General features: G+C 54.2%; 15 protein-coding genes. 3 read left to right on the plus strand and 12 right to left on the minus strand.

Annotated features, from left to right (window positions below):
- The first annotated feature begins 90 nt into the window (after positions 1-90).
- Together fliK and RBH33_RS14140 are read left to right on the plus strand one after the other, a co-directional pair.
- Entirely contained in the window at positions 91-1,569 is a 1,479-nt protein-coding gene (fliK, locus tag RBH33_RS14135; protein WP_306732859.1) for a flagellar hook-length control protein FliK, read from the plus strand.
- Positions 1,566-1,850 carry an EscU/YscU/HrcU family type III secretion system export apparatus switch protein gene (locus tag RBH33_RS14140; RefSeq protein WP_306732860.1) on the plus strand — a complete coding sequence of 95 codons (285 nt, stop codon included), beginning with the start codon at positions 1,566-1,568 and terminating at the stop codon, positions 1,848-1,850. The genes fliK and RBH33_RS14140 overlap by 4 nt, the downstream gene beginning before the upstream one ends.
- 669 nt (positions 1,851-2,519) lie before the next feature.
- Here RBH33_RS14140 and phrB read toward each other — a convergent pair.
- From phrB to ectA, 12 genes are all read right to left on the minus strand, one after another.
- Complete coding sequence (phrB, locus tag RBH33_RS14145) at positions 2,520-3,959, minus strand: deoxyribodipyrimidine photo-lyase (RefSeq protein ID WP_306732861.1); 1,440 nt, start codon at positions 3,957-3,959, stop codon at positions 2,520-2,522.
- Complete coding sequence (locus RBH33_RS14150; protein ID WP_306732862.1) at positions 3,956-4,876, minus strand: MerR family transcriptional regulator; 921 nt, start codon at positions 4,874-4,876, stop codon at positions 3,956-3,958. The genes phrB and RBH33_RS14150 overlap by 4 nt, the downstream gene beginning before the upstream one ends.
- Before the next feature lie 14 nt (positions 4,877-4,890).
- The gene (locus RBH33_RS14155; protein ID WP_306732863.1) at positions 4,891-5,856 is read right to left on the minus strand and encodes a YbgA family protein; all 966 of its coding nucleotides are present in this window, start codon (positions 5,854-5,856) and stop codon (positions 4,891-4,893) included.
- A gap of 190 nt (positions 5,857-6,046) precedes the next feature.
- The gene (gene cysB, locus RBH33_RS14160; protein ID WP_306732864.1) at positions 6,047-7,021 is read right to left on the minus strand and encodes an HTH-type transcriptional regulator CysB; all 975 of its coding nucleotides are present in this window, start codon (positions 7,019-7,021) and stop codon (positions 6,047-6,049) included.
- A gap of 276 nt (positions 7,022-7,297) precedes the next feature.
- A complete protein-coding gene (locus tag RBH33_RS14165) occupies positions 7,298-8,200 on the minus strand; it encodes a 5'-nucleotidase (RefSeq protein ID WP_306732865.1) in 903 nt (300 codons plus the stop codon).
- 89 nt (positions 8,201-8,289) lie between these two features.
- Entirely contained in the window at positions 8,290-9,270 is a 981-nt protein-coding gene (locus tag RBH33_RS14170) for a quinone oxidoreductase family protein (RefSeq protein WP_306732866.1), read from the minus strand.
- Positions 9,248-10,888 carry a BCCT family transporter gene (locus RBH33_RS14175; protein ID WP_306732867.1) on the minus strand — a complete coding sequence of 547 codons (1,641 nt, stop codon included), beginning with the start codon at positions 10,886-10,888 and terminating at the stop codon, positions 9,248-9,250. The genes RBH33_RS14170 and RBH33_RS14175 overlap by 23 nt, the downstream gene beginning before the upstream one ends.
- 219 nt (positions 10,889-11,107) lie before the next feature.
- On the minus strand, positions 11,108-12,022 hold the full coding sequence (locus RBH33_RS14180) for a TPR end-of-group domain-containing protein (protein ID WP_306732868.1): 915 nt from the start codon (positions 12,020-12,022) through the stop codon (positions 11,108-11,110).
- Entirely contained in the window at positions 12,010-13,446 is a 1,437-nt protein-coding gene (locus RBH33_RS14185; protein WP_306732869.1) for an aspartate kinase, read from the minus strand. The genes RBH33_RS14180 and RBH33_RS14185 overlap by 13 nt, the downstream gene beginning before the upstream one ends.
- Before the next feature lie 67 nt (positions 13,447-13,513).
- Positions 13,514-13,912, minus strand: coding sequence for an ectoine synthase (locus tag RBH33_RS14190; RefSeq protein WP_306732870.1), 399 nt, complete (start codon positions 13,910-13,912; stop codon positions 13,514-13,516).
- Between the two features lie 93 nt (positions 13,913-14,005).
- Complete coding sequence (gene ectB, locus RBH33_RS14195; RefSeq protein WP_306732871.1) at positions 14,006-15,283, minus strand: diaminobutyrate--2-oxoglutarate transaminase; 1,278 nt, start codon at positions 15,281-15,283, stop codon at positions 14,006-14,008.
- A 30-nt stretch (positions 15,284-15,313) separates the two neighbouring features.
- Positions 15,314-15,844, minus strand: coding sequence for a diaminobutyrate acetyltransferase (gene ectA / locus RBH33_RS14200; protein ID WP_306732872.1), 531 nt, complete (start codon positions 15,842-15,844; stop codon positions 15,314-15,316).
- A gap of 277 nt (positions 15,845-16,121) precedes the next feature.
- Here ectA and RBH33_RS14205 point away from each other — a divergent pair, with 277 nt between their 5' ends.
- Complete coding sequence (locus tag RBH33_RS14205; protein ID WP_306732873.1) at positions 16,122-16,619, plus strand: MarR family winged helix-turn-helix transcriptional regulator; 498 nt, start codon at positions 16,122-16,124, stop codon at positions 16,617-16,619.
- Positions 16,620-16,933 lie beyond the last annotated feature (314 nt).

Genomic DNA, 16,933 nt, shown 5'->3' on the forward strand with positions numbered 1-16,933 from the left:
GGATTATAGCGGGCTTGGGTAGGTATTTTCATCCCCCAATGGGGGTATAGCGAATGAATTCACTTTATGACTGGACCACTAAGCCACGCCATGAAAGTACCAAGCGTAATCAATCCGCTGCTTCAAGGCCTACAAGAGGCCCGCGCCGAGCGAATCAATACCTTGGTTCAACTGCTATCTATTGGCGTTGGTAAAACCGAGAGTGCATTGGTACAAAAGGTCGCGCCGCTCAGCCAGGAACAGCGCCAGCCGCTGCTCAATAGCACCCTGGACGCACTGGTTAAGCTTGCGCGCGTACCGGCCAGTACCCAGCGGGATCAGCAACTGGCGCAATTGCTGGAACAAAAACAGCTGCTTAACTCACCTTTGCTGAAACTGGTCAAACTGCTGGTCAACGGACGGTCACTCGTCACATACACAGATCGGCCGGTAGAGCCGGGCCAGGCCGTGAATGTGCGCCTAACGGACGCGAACCGGCTGGTTTTACTGGCGGACCGTCCAAACACGACTTCCAACTCGCAACTTCAGAGTTTGCTAGCCCAGGCTTTGCGCGCTGTACTGCCAGCCCAAGAGCGCCCCGCCCTACTTGAGGTTCTGCCGCAAATTCAGGCACTGCCCCTTCCCCACCGGCAAGCACTGCTGTCCCCAAGTTTGCAGCAGGCCCTTCACTCCGTGGCCCAGCAACTGCGCTCACCAGCCCAATTGGCACAGCCCAGCACCCTACACACTGCGATGAAAGACAGTGGTGTATTTTTCGAGCGGAAGCTGGCACAGACGCTACTGCAGCCAAAAGCTACGGGTCAAACTGGCCGACTCGATGCTCAGGAAGGCTCACGGCTGCGTACCGGTGACGTGAAAGGCGCACTGCTGCACACGCTACAGCGAATCAATACGGAACTGGGTCAGCCGGGAACAACCGCCACCAGCACAACAACCACAGCCAAGCCATTAACCGGCCCAGCGCTATCGCTGCTGCCAACTACCCCGCTGGAGTTACCTCAGTTTTTAGCTCAATTGGCCCGACGACCGGTGGCAGAGCTGAGCAGCCGAACATTGCGCACCCAATTGTTGGTACTACTGCATCAACAGACGCTCAACAGTCTGGCCCGCGTGCAGTTTCAGCAGTTGCAGGCTGTGAGCCAACAGCAAGCGCGCGCAGAGGCCCCACAGACGCCTCAAACCTGGACCCTGGAGATTCCCGTTCGCTATGGCCAGGAACATCACGCCGTACAGCTGCACATCGAGGAAGATTGGCTGTGGCGACACAAGGATGAAGATGATAGCGAGCAAAGTGCGCAGAAAACCAAACGCTGGCAGGTTCTGCTGTCGTTCCCGCTCCCCGAGGCGGGAAATTTTTACGCTCAGCTGACCCTGACCGGCGACGATGTAACCGCAAAGCTCTGGGCGGAGCAGGCGGACACCCTCCGGGAGGTCAAAGCCAAGGTCGGTAACTTAACGCAACAACTGGAAGACAAAGGCATAGCTGTGACGCACCTGGAGTGCGTTCACGGCGCACCACCCACGAAACTCCGCAACCTTCACTATTCGCTCGTGGATGTAAAAACATGACCGACAACAGTTTTACCGAGGAAGAGATCAACAAAGCGGTGGCACTGTTTTACGACGGTAGCCAAACACCCTATGTGAGCGCCAAAGGCACCGGTGAAATCGCGCGCGAAATCGTCGCCATTGCCGAAGCCGAGGGTGTACCGCTATGCGACAACAGTGCCCTGGTGGACTTGTTGGTCACGCTGGAGCTCGGCGATGAAATTCCCGAGACATTGTACATCGCGGTGGCCTATATCATTGCCTTCGCTTATCAGTTGCGAGGTAAGGTTCCAGATTCTTGACGTTTAACCCGGATATTTTTTCGAGGGCGGGAAATTAACGGTGCTTTGATCGAGTGCTGCGAGCGGGGTAGGTACTACCGGACACGCCGTGAACCCATCCCTGGGGGCTTGACGCAGACTTCCTGTCTGCGACAGTCCGGAAGCACCTACCCCACTCTCCGCTGTGCCAAGATTGGTAAATCCAGGAGATAAGAGAGTTCGCAATCTAAACAATGCGGAGTGAACTTCTAGCAAATCCGACAAAAGCTTAGTGGCACCAGTCGGTCCGCAAAGGGTTTGGGGAGTTACCTCCGGGACCGTCACCGACATGGATGTCGGTGCCGAGCCTACAGGGACGTATTTACGGCGTGTCCCGGAGGTAAATCGCCAAACCCTACCCCAACCGCCAATTAAGAATGTCATAGCTTGAGCTACTGGGTGCGTGCGAGGTGAGTGTTTAGCAAGCGTCAAAAGAGAGACCTTTCGGCCGGCGCTCCAGTGAGGCAGTCCCCATGGACGACTCCCAAGGACGTGAGGAGTGTCCCGAAGCGCCGGGAGCGCGTAGGGACTGAGGTTTACGACGTTTGCTGAACACTCACCCTGCGCGACCCTAGAGCTTTCTTACGAAGCAACGAATCCGTTGTTCTATTTCGGATAGTAGAGCGCAGAAGGAAATTCTCTGGCAACTAATTATTGCTGAGTAGGAATCGTTGAGCGCGGTAGGGTCCGGAATATTTCAATAGTTTCGGCACGGCTCGATTTAAGATCCACGATTGGCGCGGGATAACCTTTGGTGGGTGGGGGTTCGTGAATTTGCCGATCAGACAGATGCCGTAGCTCTGGGACATAAGTGCGAATAAACTTACCAGTCGGATCATAACGTTTGGACTGTGCAACAGGATTAAAGACCCGAAAGTAAGGTACCGCATCCGTACCGGTAGAGGCACACCACTGCCAACCGCCGTTGTTTGCAGCAAAGTCTCCATCAATCAGCTGAGACATAAACCAAGCTTCGCCCACACGCCAATCCAGTTGCAAATTTTTGCTGAAGAACATGGCGGCAACCATGCGCAAGCGATTGTGCATCCACCCTGTTTCCAACAGTTGACGCATGGCGGCGTCAATAATCGGGATTCCGGTTTCTCCTCGCTGCCAGGCTTGCAGTTTATCCTCATCGTAACGCCAGGGAAACGCTTCCGTATAAGTTTGCATGGCTCGGTGCTTACACACTTGAGGAAAACTCACCACAACGTGTTGATAGAAGTCGCGCCATATTAGCTCGCTCATCCAAGTACGGGCACCCTCGCTTTCCCCTTGCGTTTTTAGCACCGCGTGCAAACATTGGCGCGCAGAAATGGCACCCACGGCCAGATAGGGAGACAGCTGAGAAGTCCCCGGATGTGCTGGAAAATCCCGCTCCTGATGATAGTGCTCCACATGATCGGTAAGAAACACTTTCAAGCGCCGATGGGCCTCCGCCTCGCCGGCGGGCCAGTGACTACTTAAATCACGTTGCTCCAAACCCTCGAATAAGTTGTTCAGGCTTGTCTCTGAAGTACCGGAAATTTTTGACGCCGCTTGTGCGGATGGCGCACCCAATGGCTCTAGTGACGAGCTGATCACCCGCTCCCACCAACGTCTGCGAAAAGCTGAGAAGACTTTGTAGGCTTCACCTTTTTGATTGCAAACGGTCCCAGGTGGCAGTATCACCCGATCATGGTAGCGCCGACAGCTAATATCCTCCGCGCGCATGGCCTCCACAACTGCCCGATCACGAGCCAGTTCATCAACGGGGTATTCGCCGTTAAAGAAAAACTGGCTGCAGGAATTCCGTTTCGCGAGTTCCCGCAACGCTTGGGGTATTTCCTCGGCCTTGAGAACACGCATGAGTACAAGAGAAATATTTAGCTTTGCCAAATCCTTTTCTAGCACTTCCAGATTGCGGCGAATAAAATCTACGCGTGCGGGTGCCGTTTGGTGGCGACCGATGTATTCCTCGCACAACACGTAAACCGCCAGTGTCTGTCCCGGTTCCTGAGCTGCTGCATAAAGTGCCGGGTTATCAGTTACTCGCAAATTGTTGCGAAACCAAACCAGCGTGTTCGCGCTTTGTAGCTCCTTTGGACTCACACTACGCCTCCTTGGCTGGAAAGCGCCCGGTCCAACTGGTTTACGTTTGCCTGTATCTCACTATGGGATTCACCCAACAGCCGATTTTTGCTTGGGCCAACATCGGCTTTGAAAAGCGCTGTCATTCGCCCAGCCAAGAACACCGGCATGTTCGCTCGTCGCTCCCAGAATGAACGGAGCCGAGCCAGGCCTGCACTGTCTCGGGCTTCATCGGCATAAATTATCATAGCTCGGCTTTTTGTTTGCTCTAAAGCAAAAACCCACTCGGTTTCTGCCAAGGCCCCAAAAAAATTGGCGCGATAGCTCTTGGTCATCAGCTCATAAGTTAACACCCTAGGTAGCACGGAATTGCCACTTCCAGGAAGCTGAACCACTAGTATTTTGGGGCCCTGGGTGTTCTTTCTCTGTCGATAAATGGCTGAAGAAAAATGCGCGTGGACACCGGCTTCAAAAAACGCCGCCCTGGTTTCCGCACCATAACGCGTACTGGCCGCTAAATGCTCTTGCAATGGCGCTAACAGGCGATCCACAATCAACCCCACTGGATACAGAGCCGTAACCTCCTCCAGCAGCTGATCAAAGCGCGCTTGGTTGAGGGTATCCACAGCCTTCATAAGCGGCTTGATAAACGTGCTCCAGAGCCCTTCTTGAATGACGCCACCGGATTCTTCACCGTTTTCAAGCAATCCTTTCACCTGGCTGACCGCCAACCCTCGGCTCAACCAGCGTTGAATCTCTTGTACCCGCTGGATATCTTCCGGCCGGTAGAGTCGGTGGCCTTTGGCGGTGCGCAAGGGCTTCAATAATCCATAGCGACGCTCCCAAGCGCGCAGGGTGACAGGGTTGATGCCGGTTTGGCGCGCCACCTCGCGAATCGGTACCGCACTATGATCGCCTTGATCCAATTCTACATTCATAGTGTGCCCACTCTTCAGTCCGTACACACGTTACGCAGCCCAAGATTTTCGGGATGCGGACACCAAAAGGTTTGCTTTTGAAGATAGGGGTTATCCACTTTGCGCAAGTAGTGTTTCAGCAGCGTCAAGGGTACCACCAGCGGTACCTTTCCACCCCGGTACTGCTCTATTAAACCGGAGAGTTCCTGCTGCTCATCGGCATTCAGCAACCCTTTCAAATAGCCTCGCAAATGCATAATGGCGTTGGTATTCCCACGCCTAGTCGCTTTGTGCTGCAGCGCAGCCATAAACAGTGCAATGAATTCACGGTTCACCTGCTCGGCATCACGCTTACCCACGTCGGCAAGCAACCGGCCAATGGCTTGGTAGCTGGCCGGGTGATGGGCCATGACCTGGTATTTGTAGCGGGAATAAAAATCAACCAATGCGGCGGGTGATGGGTTCTTTTCCAGGCACTGTTGCCAGTCGTGATACGCAAAGACTCGCGTGATAAAGTTTTCCCGCAAAGCCGCGTCATTAAGTCGCCCGGCTTCTTCGATGGGTAGCAATGGCATGCGTTCTATTAACCGCCGCGCGTAGGCGCCCTGCCCCGCACTGTCCACAGGCATGCCGTCTTCGGAATAGCGCTTCATACGAAATACGCCGCAACTGGGCGAGTTTTGCATAAAGATGTAGCCACTGAGCTCCGGCATGGCACTGACCGTGCGCTCCGCTTCGGCTTCCAGAGCTTCGGTAACATCCAGAGAGGCCTCAGCAATACCTCTAACCCGTGTACCCCGGTCGGTCGCCACCAGGCGAATGGGTTTGCGAGGAATTCCCAGACCAACAGCCACTTCTGGGCAAACCGGCCGATAGTGAAAATATTGGCTAAGCACCTCCGTCAGATAGCGGTCGTGCTTGTGTCCACCATCGTAACGGACCGGTTCGCCCAGCAGGCACTGGCTCACACCAACGGGTATTTTTGCGGAAGTCGTCGACACGGAATCACCCTTGTACAAATGTAAGTGTTCTGTATAAGTTTTACCGCAAAAGGTTATACAGCGCAAGAGGTTTTGTACAATATAAAATCTGCGAAGTTACAGGAGATAACGACTCTAACGCCTTGCTTTGACAATAAAAAACCGGGCATAGCCCGGTTTTTAGTAGATTACTGAGTTTGGCGTGCGGGGTTTAATGGGAAGGCAGGTCGATGTCGGAGAAGAGTTCGTCCAGATCAGCGCGGGAATGGCGATTAAAGGCTTCATTCACCAGGTCGCGGGTCAAGTGTGGGGCAAAGCGCTCTATAAACTCGAACATAAAACCGCGCAGGAAGGTGCCACGGCGGAAGCCAATTTTGGTCACGCTACTTTCAAACAAATGGCTGGCATCCAGTGCCACCAGGTCGGAATCCAGCTTTTCATCATGGGCCATTTTGGCAATGATGCCGATGCCCAGGCCGAGGCGCACGTAGGTTTTAATGACGTCCGCATCCGCGGCGGTAAACACCACTCGTGGCGCCAAGCCACGGTTAATAAAGGCTTCGTCCAACTTTGAGCGGCCGGTAAAGCCGAACACATAGGTTACGATGGGGTGCTGGGCGACATCCTCCAAAGTCAGCTCCGAAAGCTGCGTTAAGGGATGCCCCTGGGGCACCACAATGCAGCGGTTCCAGCGGTAGCATGGGAGCATGATCAAGTCGCTAAACAGCTCCATGGCTTCGGTGGCAATGGCAAAATCCACAGTGCCATCGGCGGCCATCTCTGAAATCTGCATAGGCGTGCCCTGATGCATGTGCAGGGACACGTCCGGGTACTGCCGGATAAACTGCTCTATAACCGGTGGCAAGGCGTAGCGTGCTTGGGTGTGGGTAGTGGCTAGAGAGAGACTGCCCTTACGTTCGTTACTGAACTCCTGCGCCACCTGTTTAATGCTTTCGACCTTGCGCAGAATCTCGCCAGAGGTTTTAAGAATTGCTTCGCCGGCGGGGGTAATGCGGGTGAGGTGCTTACCGCTGCGGGAGAATATCTCTACGCCTAACTCGTCCTCCAGGAGTCGGATTTGCTTGCTGATACCCGGCTGAGAGGTGTAAAGACTTTGGGCGGTGGCGGACACGTTTAAGTCGTGATGGGCCACTTCCCAAATATAACGAAGTTGTTGCAGCTTCATAAGCCCTCCAAGATGGCCCGAATCTGGATGCAATTATTCTTCAAATAACGTCGATCGTCTGATCAAGTCGATCATTGATCACAGCGTCAAGAGTCAAATGCGGTTGGGACAGTTTCCGGTCCGGCCTCAAATACAGCAGTACCCTACGAGTTTCTATAACTTTAGACTATATTGACAGTTTTGCTAGTGCAAGAGCAGGATCTCAAAAAGGCGAGTGAAGTCCCAGCAGATCCACCCGAATCCCGGTCATGCGTCGCATCTTCCATCCTACGGCATTTAAGCCGGGTTGTTGGCGACACCATGGGGAACGTGCCCGGTCGCCACATGCTCGCTGGCGGAATCACAGTGTTGCCGCTGATCGTCGAAAAATACGTCGGCACCATAAGCTTTGAGAAAGGCGCCCTTGGAAAGGCCGCCCAGGAACAGGGATTCGTCAATACGCACATTCCAGGCACGCAAGGTGCGAATTACGCGTTCGTGAGCCGGCGCAGAGCGAGCCGTGACCAAGGCTGTGCGTATGGGGCATTCGGTCTCCGACAGCTGACTCTGCAAGCGCTGCAGCGCGGCGAGGAAGGCTTTGAATGGACCACCGCTGAGCGGTTTTTTTGCGGCTGCGCGCTCACTGGCTGCAAAAGCACTTAAGCCCTGACTCTTGAATACCTGCTCGGCTTCGTCGGAAAACAATACCGCATCACCATCAAAAGCAAAGCGCAATTCATCTTCGTGCTCAGTCTTGTTCTTGGACGCCAGCAGCGTGGCCGCCGCGATTCCCTGATTCAGGGCCTGGCGAACGTCCTCACCATCAGTAGACAAAAACAAATGGCAACCAAAGGCTGAGGTGTAGCGATAAGGGCTGCTGCCGCTGCAAAATGCTGCCCTGGTAATATCCAAACCGTAATGCTCAATGGAGTTGAACACGCGCAGGCCGGTATCGGCGCTGTTACGGGACAACAAAATCACTTCCACGTGGGAATCTTCCGGCAGGCGTTCGTTCAAGCGCAGGAGCTTCTTCACCATTGGAAACGCATCGCCAGGCTTAAGAGGCTCGTCTTCACGCTCGATCTGGTAGCGTGCGTAAGCTTCCAGGCCCTCGTTAACGTAAACCTGGTGACTCTCATCCAGATTAAAGAGGGCTCGGGAGGAAATGGCGATGACCAGCTTGTTACCTAAACTTGACATAAAATACCGAAAGCAATGGCACACGACAGTCGCAGTTATACACCATAAACCGGGTGCCGTCAGCCGAAGAAAAGCCGCGAAAAAGCGCTCTAGGGAATGAGTATGCTGGATCCGGTGGTCTTGCGCTGCGCCAGATCTCTATGCGCTTGAGCTGCCTGATCCAGTGAGTAACGCTGATTCACCGGTACCCGGATATCACCGGCACCAATGGCATCGAACAAGCGTGACGCCAGAGACTCGAGCTCCTCACGGGTACTTGTGTAATGTCCCAGGGTCGGCCGGGTAAGAAACAAGGAGCCCTTTTGCGCAAGCAGCAAGGGGCTAAAATCGGGCACGGCACCGGAGGCGTTCCCGAAACTGACCATCAAGCCCCGAGGTGAGAGACAATCCAGGGAAGCTTCAAAGGTGGCGCGACCCACGGAATCGTACACCACGGGCACACCCTGCCCGGACGTCAGTGCCCGGACTCGCTCAGCTATATTCCCCTGGCGATAGTCGATAACTTCCGCACAGCCGTTTTGACGAGCCAATTCCAGCTTCTCATCCGAGCCGGCAGTGCCGATTACCCGCACACCCAGAGCCTTGGCCCATTGACAAGCAATAGACCCAACTCCACCGGCCGCGGCATGCCAGAGAATGGTTTGCCCAGCGCGCACAGCGAAGGTTTCAAACAGCAGGTAGGCCGCCGTCAGCCCTTTCAGTAGCGCTGCCGCAGCTTGTTCGTCGCTCACAGCATCCGGGAGCGCCAGTAGCTTATCAGCCGCGACCACATGGGTTTCACCGTAGGCACCGGGTGGGCCACCGCAATACGCCACACGATCGCCCGGGAGACAGCTTGTCACGCCCTCACCTACCGCATCCACTACCCCAGCCGCCTCTAAGCCCAAACCGCTAGGCAGGGGCAATGGGTAGAGACCGGTCCGGTGATAGATATCAATAAAGTTCACGCCGATGGCCGTATGCCGTACGCGAACCTCTCCGGCCTGGGGCTCGGGTATAGGTCGAGTTTCCAGCTTAAGAACCGACTCGTCGCCGGGCTCTTGAAACCTATAACTTTTGTGGTGGCTCATCGTCATTCTCCTGCGGCTGATCGCTGCCCTGCTTCCGCTCATGCGGCAACGCCCCCATGGGATCCAGAGGTGGCGCCTCACCGGCCGCCAACTCCTTCATGGAATAGCCCAGTTTATCAGCATGAAGGGCGCGCGTGAGCGACACTGCCATAAACACCAACAGGACACAGAACGGGAAACCCAGCGAGGTAATCACATTTTGCAACGCCGGCAAACCACCGCCCAACAGCAGCGTGCCCGCCACCAAGCCCAACAGCAGCGTCCAGAACACTCGCTGGCGAGTCAAAGAAGGCTGGCTGTCCTTGCGGGACAATAAATCCACCACCAACGCCGCCGAGTCCGCTGAGGTTGTCAGAAATACCACAATGACGACCAGCGCCAACACGGACACTACGGTGGCAAAGGGGAAGTTGCCCAGGAAGGAAAACAACGCTACCGCCACGTCTTCCTGCACCTGCCCGGAAATATCCACGCCTTGATTCAGTTCCAGGTCAATGGCCGCCAGACCAAACACTGAAAACCAAACCACGGTAAACAACAGTGGCGCTCCAAGGGCGCCACCGACGAATTGTCGGATGGTACGACCTTTAGAGATGCGCGCGATGAAAATACCCACATAGGGCGCCCAGGAAATGGTCCAGGCAAAGTAGAACACCGTCCAGTGGCGCTGCCACTCACCCTGGGAATAAGCTTCGGTCCAGAACATCATCCAGGGAAGATTCTGCATATACATGCCAAGGTTCTGAATGGCACCGGAGATAATAAACAACGTCGGCCCGGCCACGGCAATAAAGAGCAAAATTACCAAGGCCAGAGAGATATTGAATTCCGATAAACGCTTGATGCCTTTATCAAGACCCAGCGCCACGGAAATGGTAGCAACCAGAATAATCACAGCAATGATCAGAGTCTGTGAAACGCTGCCAATGGGCACGCCCAATAAATAGTTCAAGCCGCTGTTGATCTGCAAAGTACCCAACCCCACCGACACTGCAACCCCAAACAAGGTGCCCAGCAGCGCGATGATATCGATGGTCCAACCCCAGGGGCCGTAGACGCGATCTCCCAGCACGGAATAAAATACGCTGCTGATGCGCATGGGCAGCCCCTGGCGATAAGTAAAATAACCAATAGCCAGGGCCGGCAAGGTAAAGATGGTCCAGGTGTGCAATCCGTAGTGATACAGGGAAATGTTCATGGCCAGCCGGGCCGCTTCAACGGTTCCGCCTTCGACGTCCGCCAAGGGCGGATTGGCAAAGTGAGACATGGGCTCAGCGACGCCCCAGAACATCAAAATGGTACCAATGCCAGCCGCAAACAGCATGCAAAACCACGTCAGAGTGTCGTATTCGGGTCCTTCTTCGTCCGGTCCCAAGCGAATGGTTCCGTACGAACTCAGCGCCACCCAAATTAGAAACAGCAACAAGCCGCTGACCGCAAGAATGTAGAACCAGCCCAAGCGGGTGAAGGTAAACGAACCCAAGACGTCGAAGAAACGAGCGAACTCATCATTGAAAGGGATCGCGAAGCCGACAAACAGCACCACTATGGCGACGGCAATGAAGAATATTTGCGGGATGGCACTGAGCTTGACCAGGCGGGCAAGACGCTCGAACATCGGTTACTCCTTACTGTCGAGGCAGAAGGAAGGGATGCCCAGCGGTTTGAGACCCTCGGAGGCAGGAAGCCGACGAGCAGCAGTCAGGAATCTAATAACAGCGTGTCTCAAAACGCGGGATTTCCTTTCCTGGTTGTTATTGTAGGGAGACCGGCTGACGGTTAAGTCGACACGGGTTCCGCTCCATTATTCTATGCGGCTATTCGTCCAGGCCGTTCATTAAACGTTTTCGTCGGGCGACACGTGCCCTCCCAACAAGTCTTTCACGGCGGGGAGATCCCGAAGGGGCTCCAGGGCGGGATCGTACAGAAGCTCCTCTCGGTAGCTTTCCGCACGCGCAATCGCCTCTTTGAGGAAGTGTACCGCGTCATCGTAGTGATGCAAAGCCGTGTGCGCACAGGCCAACTGATAGAACGCATGCGCGTTATCAGAATCAATGGATAACGCCTGCTGACACAGGTTAATGGACCATTGAGGTTCGCCCTGCTCCAGAACCACATCCGCTTTGTAGGTCAGCGCCTCGCAGTCTTCCGGTTTAATGGTCAATATCTGATCGTAAATGGCAATCTTGTTGGTCGCGGAATGCTCAAGGCCCGCGCGCAACCAGAGCGCGTGAATTTCTTGCGTGCGCTCAATCTCTTCTCGATTGGCATCAATACGCTGAGTTTTTTGCGTAAGCTGTTTCTCGATGCTGCGCAGGCGTACTTCATAGGCGTTGATGAGCTTGTTCACCTCTTCATCCGCCACCAGGCCCATTTTTTCCTTGATATCGCGCAACGAATTCCAGCCCAAGAGAACCAGCACTGAACTCACAGCCGCGATCAGGTAGAAAAAATAGGTGACGGTATTGGTGGCGTAGGCGACACCGCGATCCACGGAAGAAAGCTCGCGGTCTACCACCTGCTGGATAATCTCGGCGCGCTGATTGGCAAGATCAACTCTCAGGTGTTTCAGCTCATCCAGAATATAGCGCTCAATGAACGGGCTATACAGCGGTTCTTGAATCTCTTCCACCCGCTGCTCTGCACGCTGATGCGTTTCGGGATCTGGAGCGGCGGAGCCGTTTTCCGACTCCGCCTGAGCCCAACTCAAGCATGTAAAGGTCCATAGCAACAGCGCGATTACGCCGCGCATATGGCTTCCCCATGATCGTGGACCTCAACCAGGCACCGATGCAAGCTCTTGATAGCCAGGTCGTAATCGTCTTCATCGATGACGAACTGCATATCCACCTGACGAATGGATTGATGCACGGCAAGCACACTGATGTTCGCCGAGGAAAGCGCGGACACAGTTTTGGTCAGCATGCCCGGTACTTTCATGTCACTACCAATGGCAGACACCACCGCGATTTTACGCACATTGACTTCCGCGTCCGGGTACTGCTCCTCCAGTATTTTGCGAATCCGGTTGATAGTCTTCAGGTTACCCGCCACATAGTGAGTGATGGTGTTGGCGTTGATGTCTTTACTCACCACATGAGCCTTGAAGCGTGAAATCGCATGCAAGATGCCGGAATCGTAGCGCTCAATATCGCCCATCATGTCCTGGTCAAACAGTTCGATGGAGTACAGTCGCTTACGACCGGCAATAATTTCGACGCAGGGCTTGTCACTCACATAGTCGCCAGTAATCAGCGTACCCTGGTGATCCGGATCGAAGGTGTTTTTAATGCGCAGAGGAATATCAGCCTGGCGCAACCCTTTAGCGGCGCGCGGGTGTATAGCCTCCATGCCGAGGTTGGCCAGCTGGTCGGCCACATCGTAGTTGGTGCGACCAATGGGCACCGCATTATCCGCGCCCACCAAACGTGGGTCTGCGCTGCTTAAATGGAATTCCTTATGAATAATGGCCTCTTCAGCACCTGTGATCACAGCAATACGGCTGAAAGTCATCTCGCTGTAGCCGCGATCAAAACTGCCCATAAGCCCTTCTTTACAGTGAGCATAGCCAGTCACAATCGGGAGCTCTTTAGTTAGATCCAACCCAGCGAAGCTGTTGCGTATCACATCATCCAGCGGTTCAGCGCTTTCTGCCCGCCAACCCGAAAGATCCACAAAACGGGCATTGACGCCGTCGCGCTGCAGCAGCTTGCTCATATTCCAGGCGCTGTGGGATTCGCCAATGCTGGCGAGCATCTCGCGCACGGTAAACAGGTGCGCATCCAGCTCGAAGTGCCCGTGTTGGCACAGGCGTTGAAGATCCGCCAAACAGCGTTCCGCATCATCCAGACGTTCTTTAATGAACTCATCGGCTTCTTTGCGCAGCTTGCTTTTGCCAAACAACTCGCCGTTGATTTCGTTGATTTTTGCGCGCAGCTTATCGAACGCTTCCAACCATGGGTCATCGTTGTTGGTGCTAGAGAAAAGACCATAGACGCCAGGCTGCCCGTTCTTCTTGTTTTCCAGCAGAAGGTCGGTCAAGCCACCATAGGCGGAGACCACGAACACGCGGTTGTAGGTATCCTCACCGCTGCCGTTTCTGAGTATTACGTTGTCGCGTACGGCCTCGTACTCGCTCATCGAAGTGCCGCCGATTTTCTCTACGGTGTGTGGCATAATCCCCTCTTTTCCCGAAAAATTGTATGACGCTTAAAGCTGGTACAGGTTCAATGAATAATAGGCGTCAGTCTTTCACTTCTTCCGCATCCAGCGGATACGCGCCTTCGGCATTGTGGACTTCTTTGCCGTGCAGCGGCGGATTGAAAACACACGCCATTTTCATTTCTTCAAAGGCACGCAAAATGTGCTTGTCGTTCTTATCCAGAATGTAAATGGTGCCAGGCTCAATCGGATATACCTTGCCATCTTCAACGGTTTCCACTTCACCGCGACCGCTCATGCAGTACACGGATTCCAGGTGATTTTGATAATGAAGGTGGAGATTAGCATCTCTGTAAATGGTAGTGATGTGAAACGAAAAGCCCATATTGTCGTTTTTCAACAACAAACGAACGCTGTCCCAACCTTCGGATTTAATTCTTCGACCGGCCGCATCGGCGTCCTGTACGCGTCTGACTTTCATAATGTACTCCTGACAAAATTACTAACGTTGTAGGGAATAAAAATGGCAGCCCATGAAGCATGAGCCGCCATTTCAGGTGAAGCACGCACGGTCTTAAGACACGCGGCTCATCTTGTTCTCTTTAAATACTTGCGCAACACTCTGCGCAAGGATGTCGAGGCCCTTGTTCAACTCTTCCTCACTGATGGTCAGGGGGCAGAAGCACTTGACCACCTGGCTATGGTTACCGGCAGTTTCGATCACCAAACCACGCTTAAAGGCTTCGGCGGTGATGGCGCTGGCAACATCGCCATTGCGGCATTCGAGGCCCTGCATCAAACCGCGGCCTTTAAGACGCAGCTCGGTCATACCCTCCTGCTCGGCAATTTTCTTGAAGCGCTTGGTGACCAGCTCAGCCTTTTGCTGGATTTCACGGGAAAAGCCATCATCGCTCCAGTAGTTTTCCACAGCCGCAGCGGCGGTTACAAACGCGTGATTGTTTCCGCGGAAAGTACCGTTGTGCTCGCCGGGCAACCACTGGTCCAGTTCTGGGCTCATCAGCACAACTGCCAACGGCAGGCCGTAACCACCCAAGGATTTGGAAAGGGTAATAATATCGGGCTTGATACCGCTGGCTTCAAAACTAAAGAAGGTACCGGTGCGTCCGCAGCCCGCCTGAATGTCATCTAGAATCATCAGGATTTTGTGTTTGCGGCAGAGTTTTTCCAAACCTTTTAGCCAATCGTTGGCGGCAACGTTCAGACCGCCCTCCCCTTGCACCGCTTCAAGAATCACGGCCGCTGGCATATCAATGCCACTGGAAGGATCGCTCAGCAGCTTGTCCATCATTTTCAGTGTATCGGTGTCGCGCCCGTGGTAACCGCAAAAAGGCATGCGTGTTACGTTGTTCAGCTCAACGCCAGCACCGCCGCGGTGGTGCTGATTACCGGTCGCCGCCACAGCACCCAAAGAACAACCGTGAAAACCGTTAGTAAAGGAAATAATGTTCGTGCGGCCGGTGACTTTACGGGCAAGCTTCATCGCGGCTTCCACGGCATTGGTCCCGGTAGGGCCCGTAAACTGCATGCGGTAGTCCATATCACGCGGCTTTAAAATCTGCTCGCGAAATACTTCCAGAAAACGCGCTTTGGCGCTGGAGTGCATATCCAAACCGTGGGTAATACCGTCGCTTTCAATGTAATCGAGCAGGGCCCGCTTCAGCAGCGGGTTATTGTGGCCATAGTTCAAGGATCCAGCGCCGGCGAGAAAGTCCAGGTACGCATTGCCATCCTCATCGTACAGGTAGCTGCCGCTCGCCCGGTTGAAAACCACCGGGAATGAACGCGCATAGGATTGCACAACGGATTCCATTTCACTGAATATAGTATTCATCTTGAGCCTCTTAGCATTTTGGGTTCGAGGTTAAGACTCGGTAGGAGTCAGGGAAGTCGGATTAAAACTGCCTAAAATCAATAGGTGTTCATCATCGTGCACGCCCCCAAAATGGGCCTGCTTTTCAAAATGGACTTGGCTTTTCAATTCGGTATCAAGATCCCTGGCCAGGCTGCGAAACAGCGCCCAGGAAGCCTCGTTATCCGGCGTAATGGTAGTCTCCAGGTAGCGCACGTCCTGGCACTCCGGGCGCGCCAACAAATGCTTCAGCATCCGCTTGGCCAACCCTTTACCCCGTGCCCGCTCGGAGATCACCACCTGCCATACGAACAGCGTGTCCGGCTTGTTGGGCAAAAGGTAGCCGGAGACAAAGCCCACCAGCTCATCGCCATCCACTACCGCCACAGCTGTATCCGCAAAGTGCGAACACTGCAGTAAGTTGCAGTAAATGGAGTTCGGGTCGAGGGGAGGACTGGCGGCAACCAGCTGGTTCAGGGGGTAACCATCTTCAGCTGATGGTTTTCTAAAAATCAGGCCATCATCTGGCGCAGTATTTTCCATGACGTTTTTGCCCACTTCTCTATACATCTCTAAGCATTAATAATGCGTCATAAATGTTGATTTTGGTCGCAATGCCGTCTAAATCAGCTTAAAACGCGCTCTTTAGTCTCCAACACCCCAAAACGGCCGGGAAAAATTACATAGAGAACTAAACTTTTATCTATAGTACACTAAGCATATCTATTCGTCCAGTTGGCCCGGAGGAGCAATGGCAGAGTATGCAGAAGCCTCAACCCTGGAATCGAAGGCTGCACACAATCGGAATACATTTAAGCTTATGAGTACGTCAGATAAGATCGAGGAAGTCCTGGTGGCCCTGCGCCGTGTTATTCGCGCCACAGACCTGCACTCCAAACGCCTGGTTAAGACCGCCAGTGTCACGGGCCCACAGTTGCTATTGATGCAGATTGTCGCCAATAAGGGCGATATGACCATCAGCGAGCTAGCCCGAGAGATGAGCCTGAGCCAAGCCACTGTAACTACGATTTTGGACCGCTTGCAGAAGCGGGAATTGATCGAGCGCGTGCGCTCGGAAACCGATAAGCGCAAAGTCTACCCCTGCCTCACCCACCACGGCCGCAAGATTCTTTCCAGCGCGCCTACGGCACTTCAGGACAACTTCGTGCGTAAGTTCCGCAGCTTGGACGAGTGGGAACAGAGCATGATCATCGCCTCACTCCAGCGCATTGCCGAAATGATGGATGCAAAAGACATCGATGCCTCACCCTTCCTAGATATTGGCGCTTTGGATCGAAGCATTCCAGAGCGGGTTTAAAGCGTCGCTACAGGGTATTTAGCTCGTTCGCTAGAGACTGAGAAATGGAGGCCGGAGCGGGAAAACTTTGCCGGGAGCAAAGTTTGACAGCGAAGCTGGCCCGCAGGGCCGAGCACATGGATGTGCGAGTCACCTGAACCCGCGGCGGGTTCAAGTCACGGATCCAGCCATCTACAAGGCTGAAAACGTGTTCGCAAATAACTGAGAAGTGGTGGCCGGAGCGGGAAAACTTTGCCTGGAGCAAAGTTTGACAGCGAAGCTGGCCCGCAGGGCCGAGCACATGGATGTGCGAGTCACCTGAACCCGCGGCGGGG

Source organism: Marinimicrobium hydrolyticum (assembly GCF_030848505.1).
Classification (GTDB): domain Bacteria; phylum Pseudomonadota; class Gammaproteobacteria; order Pseudomonadales; family Cellvibrionaceae; genus JAVDDU01.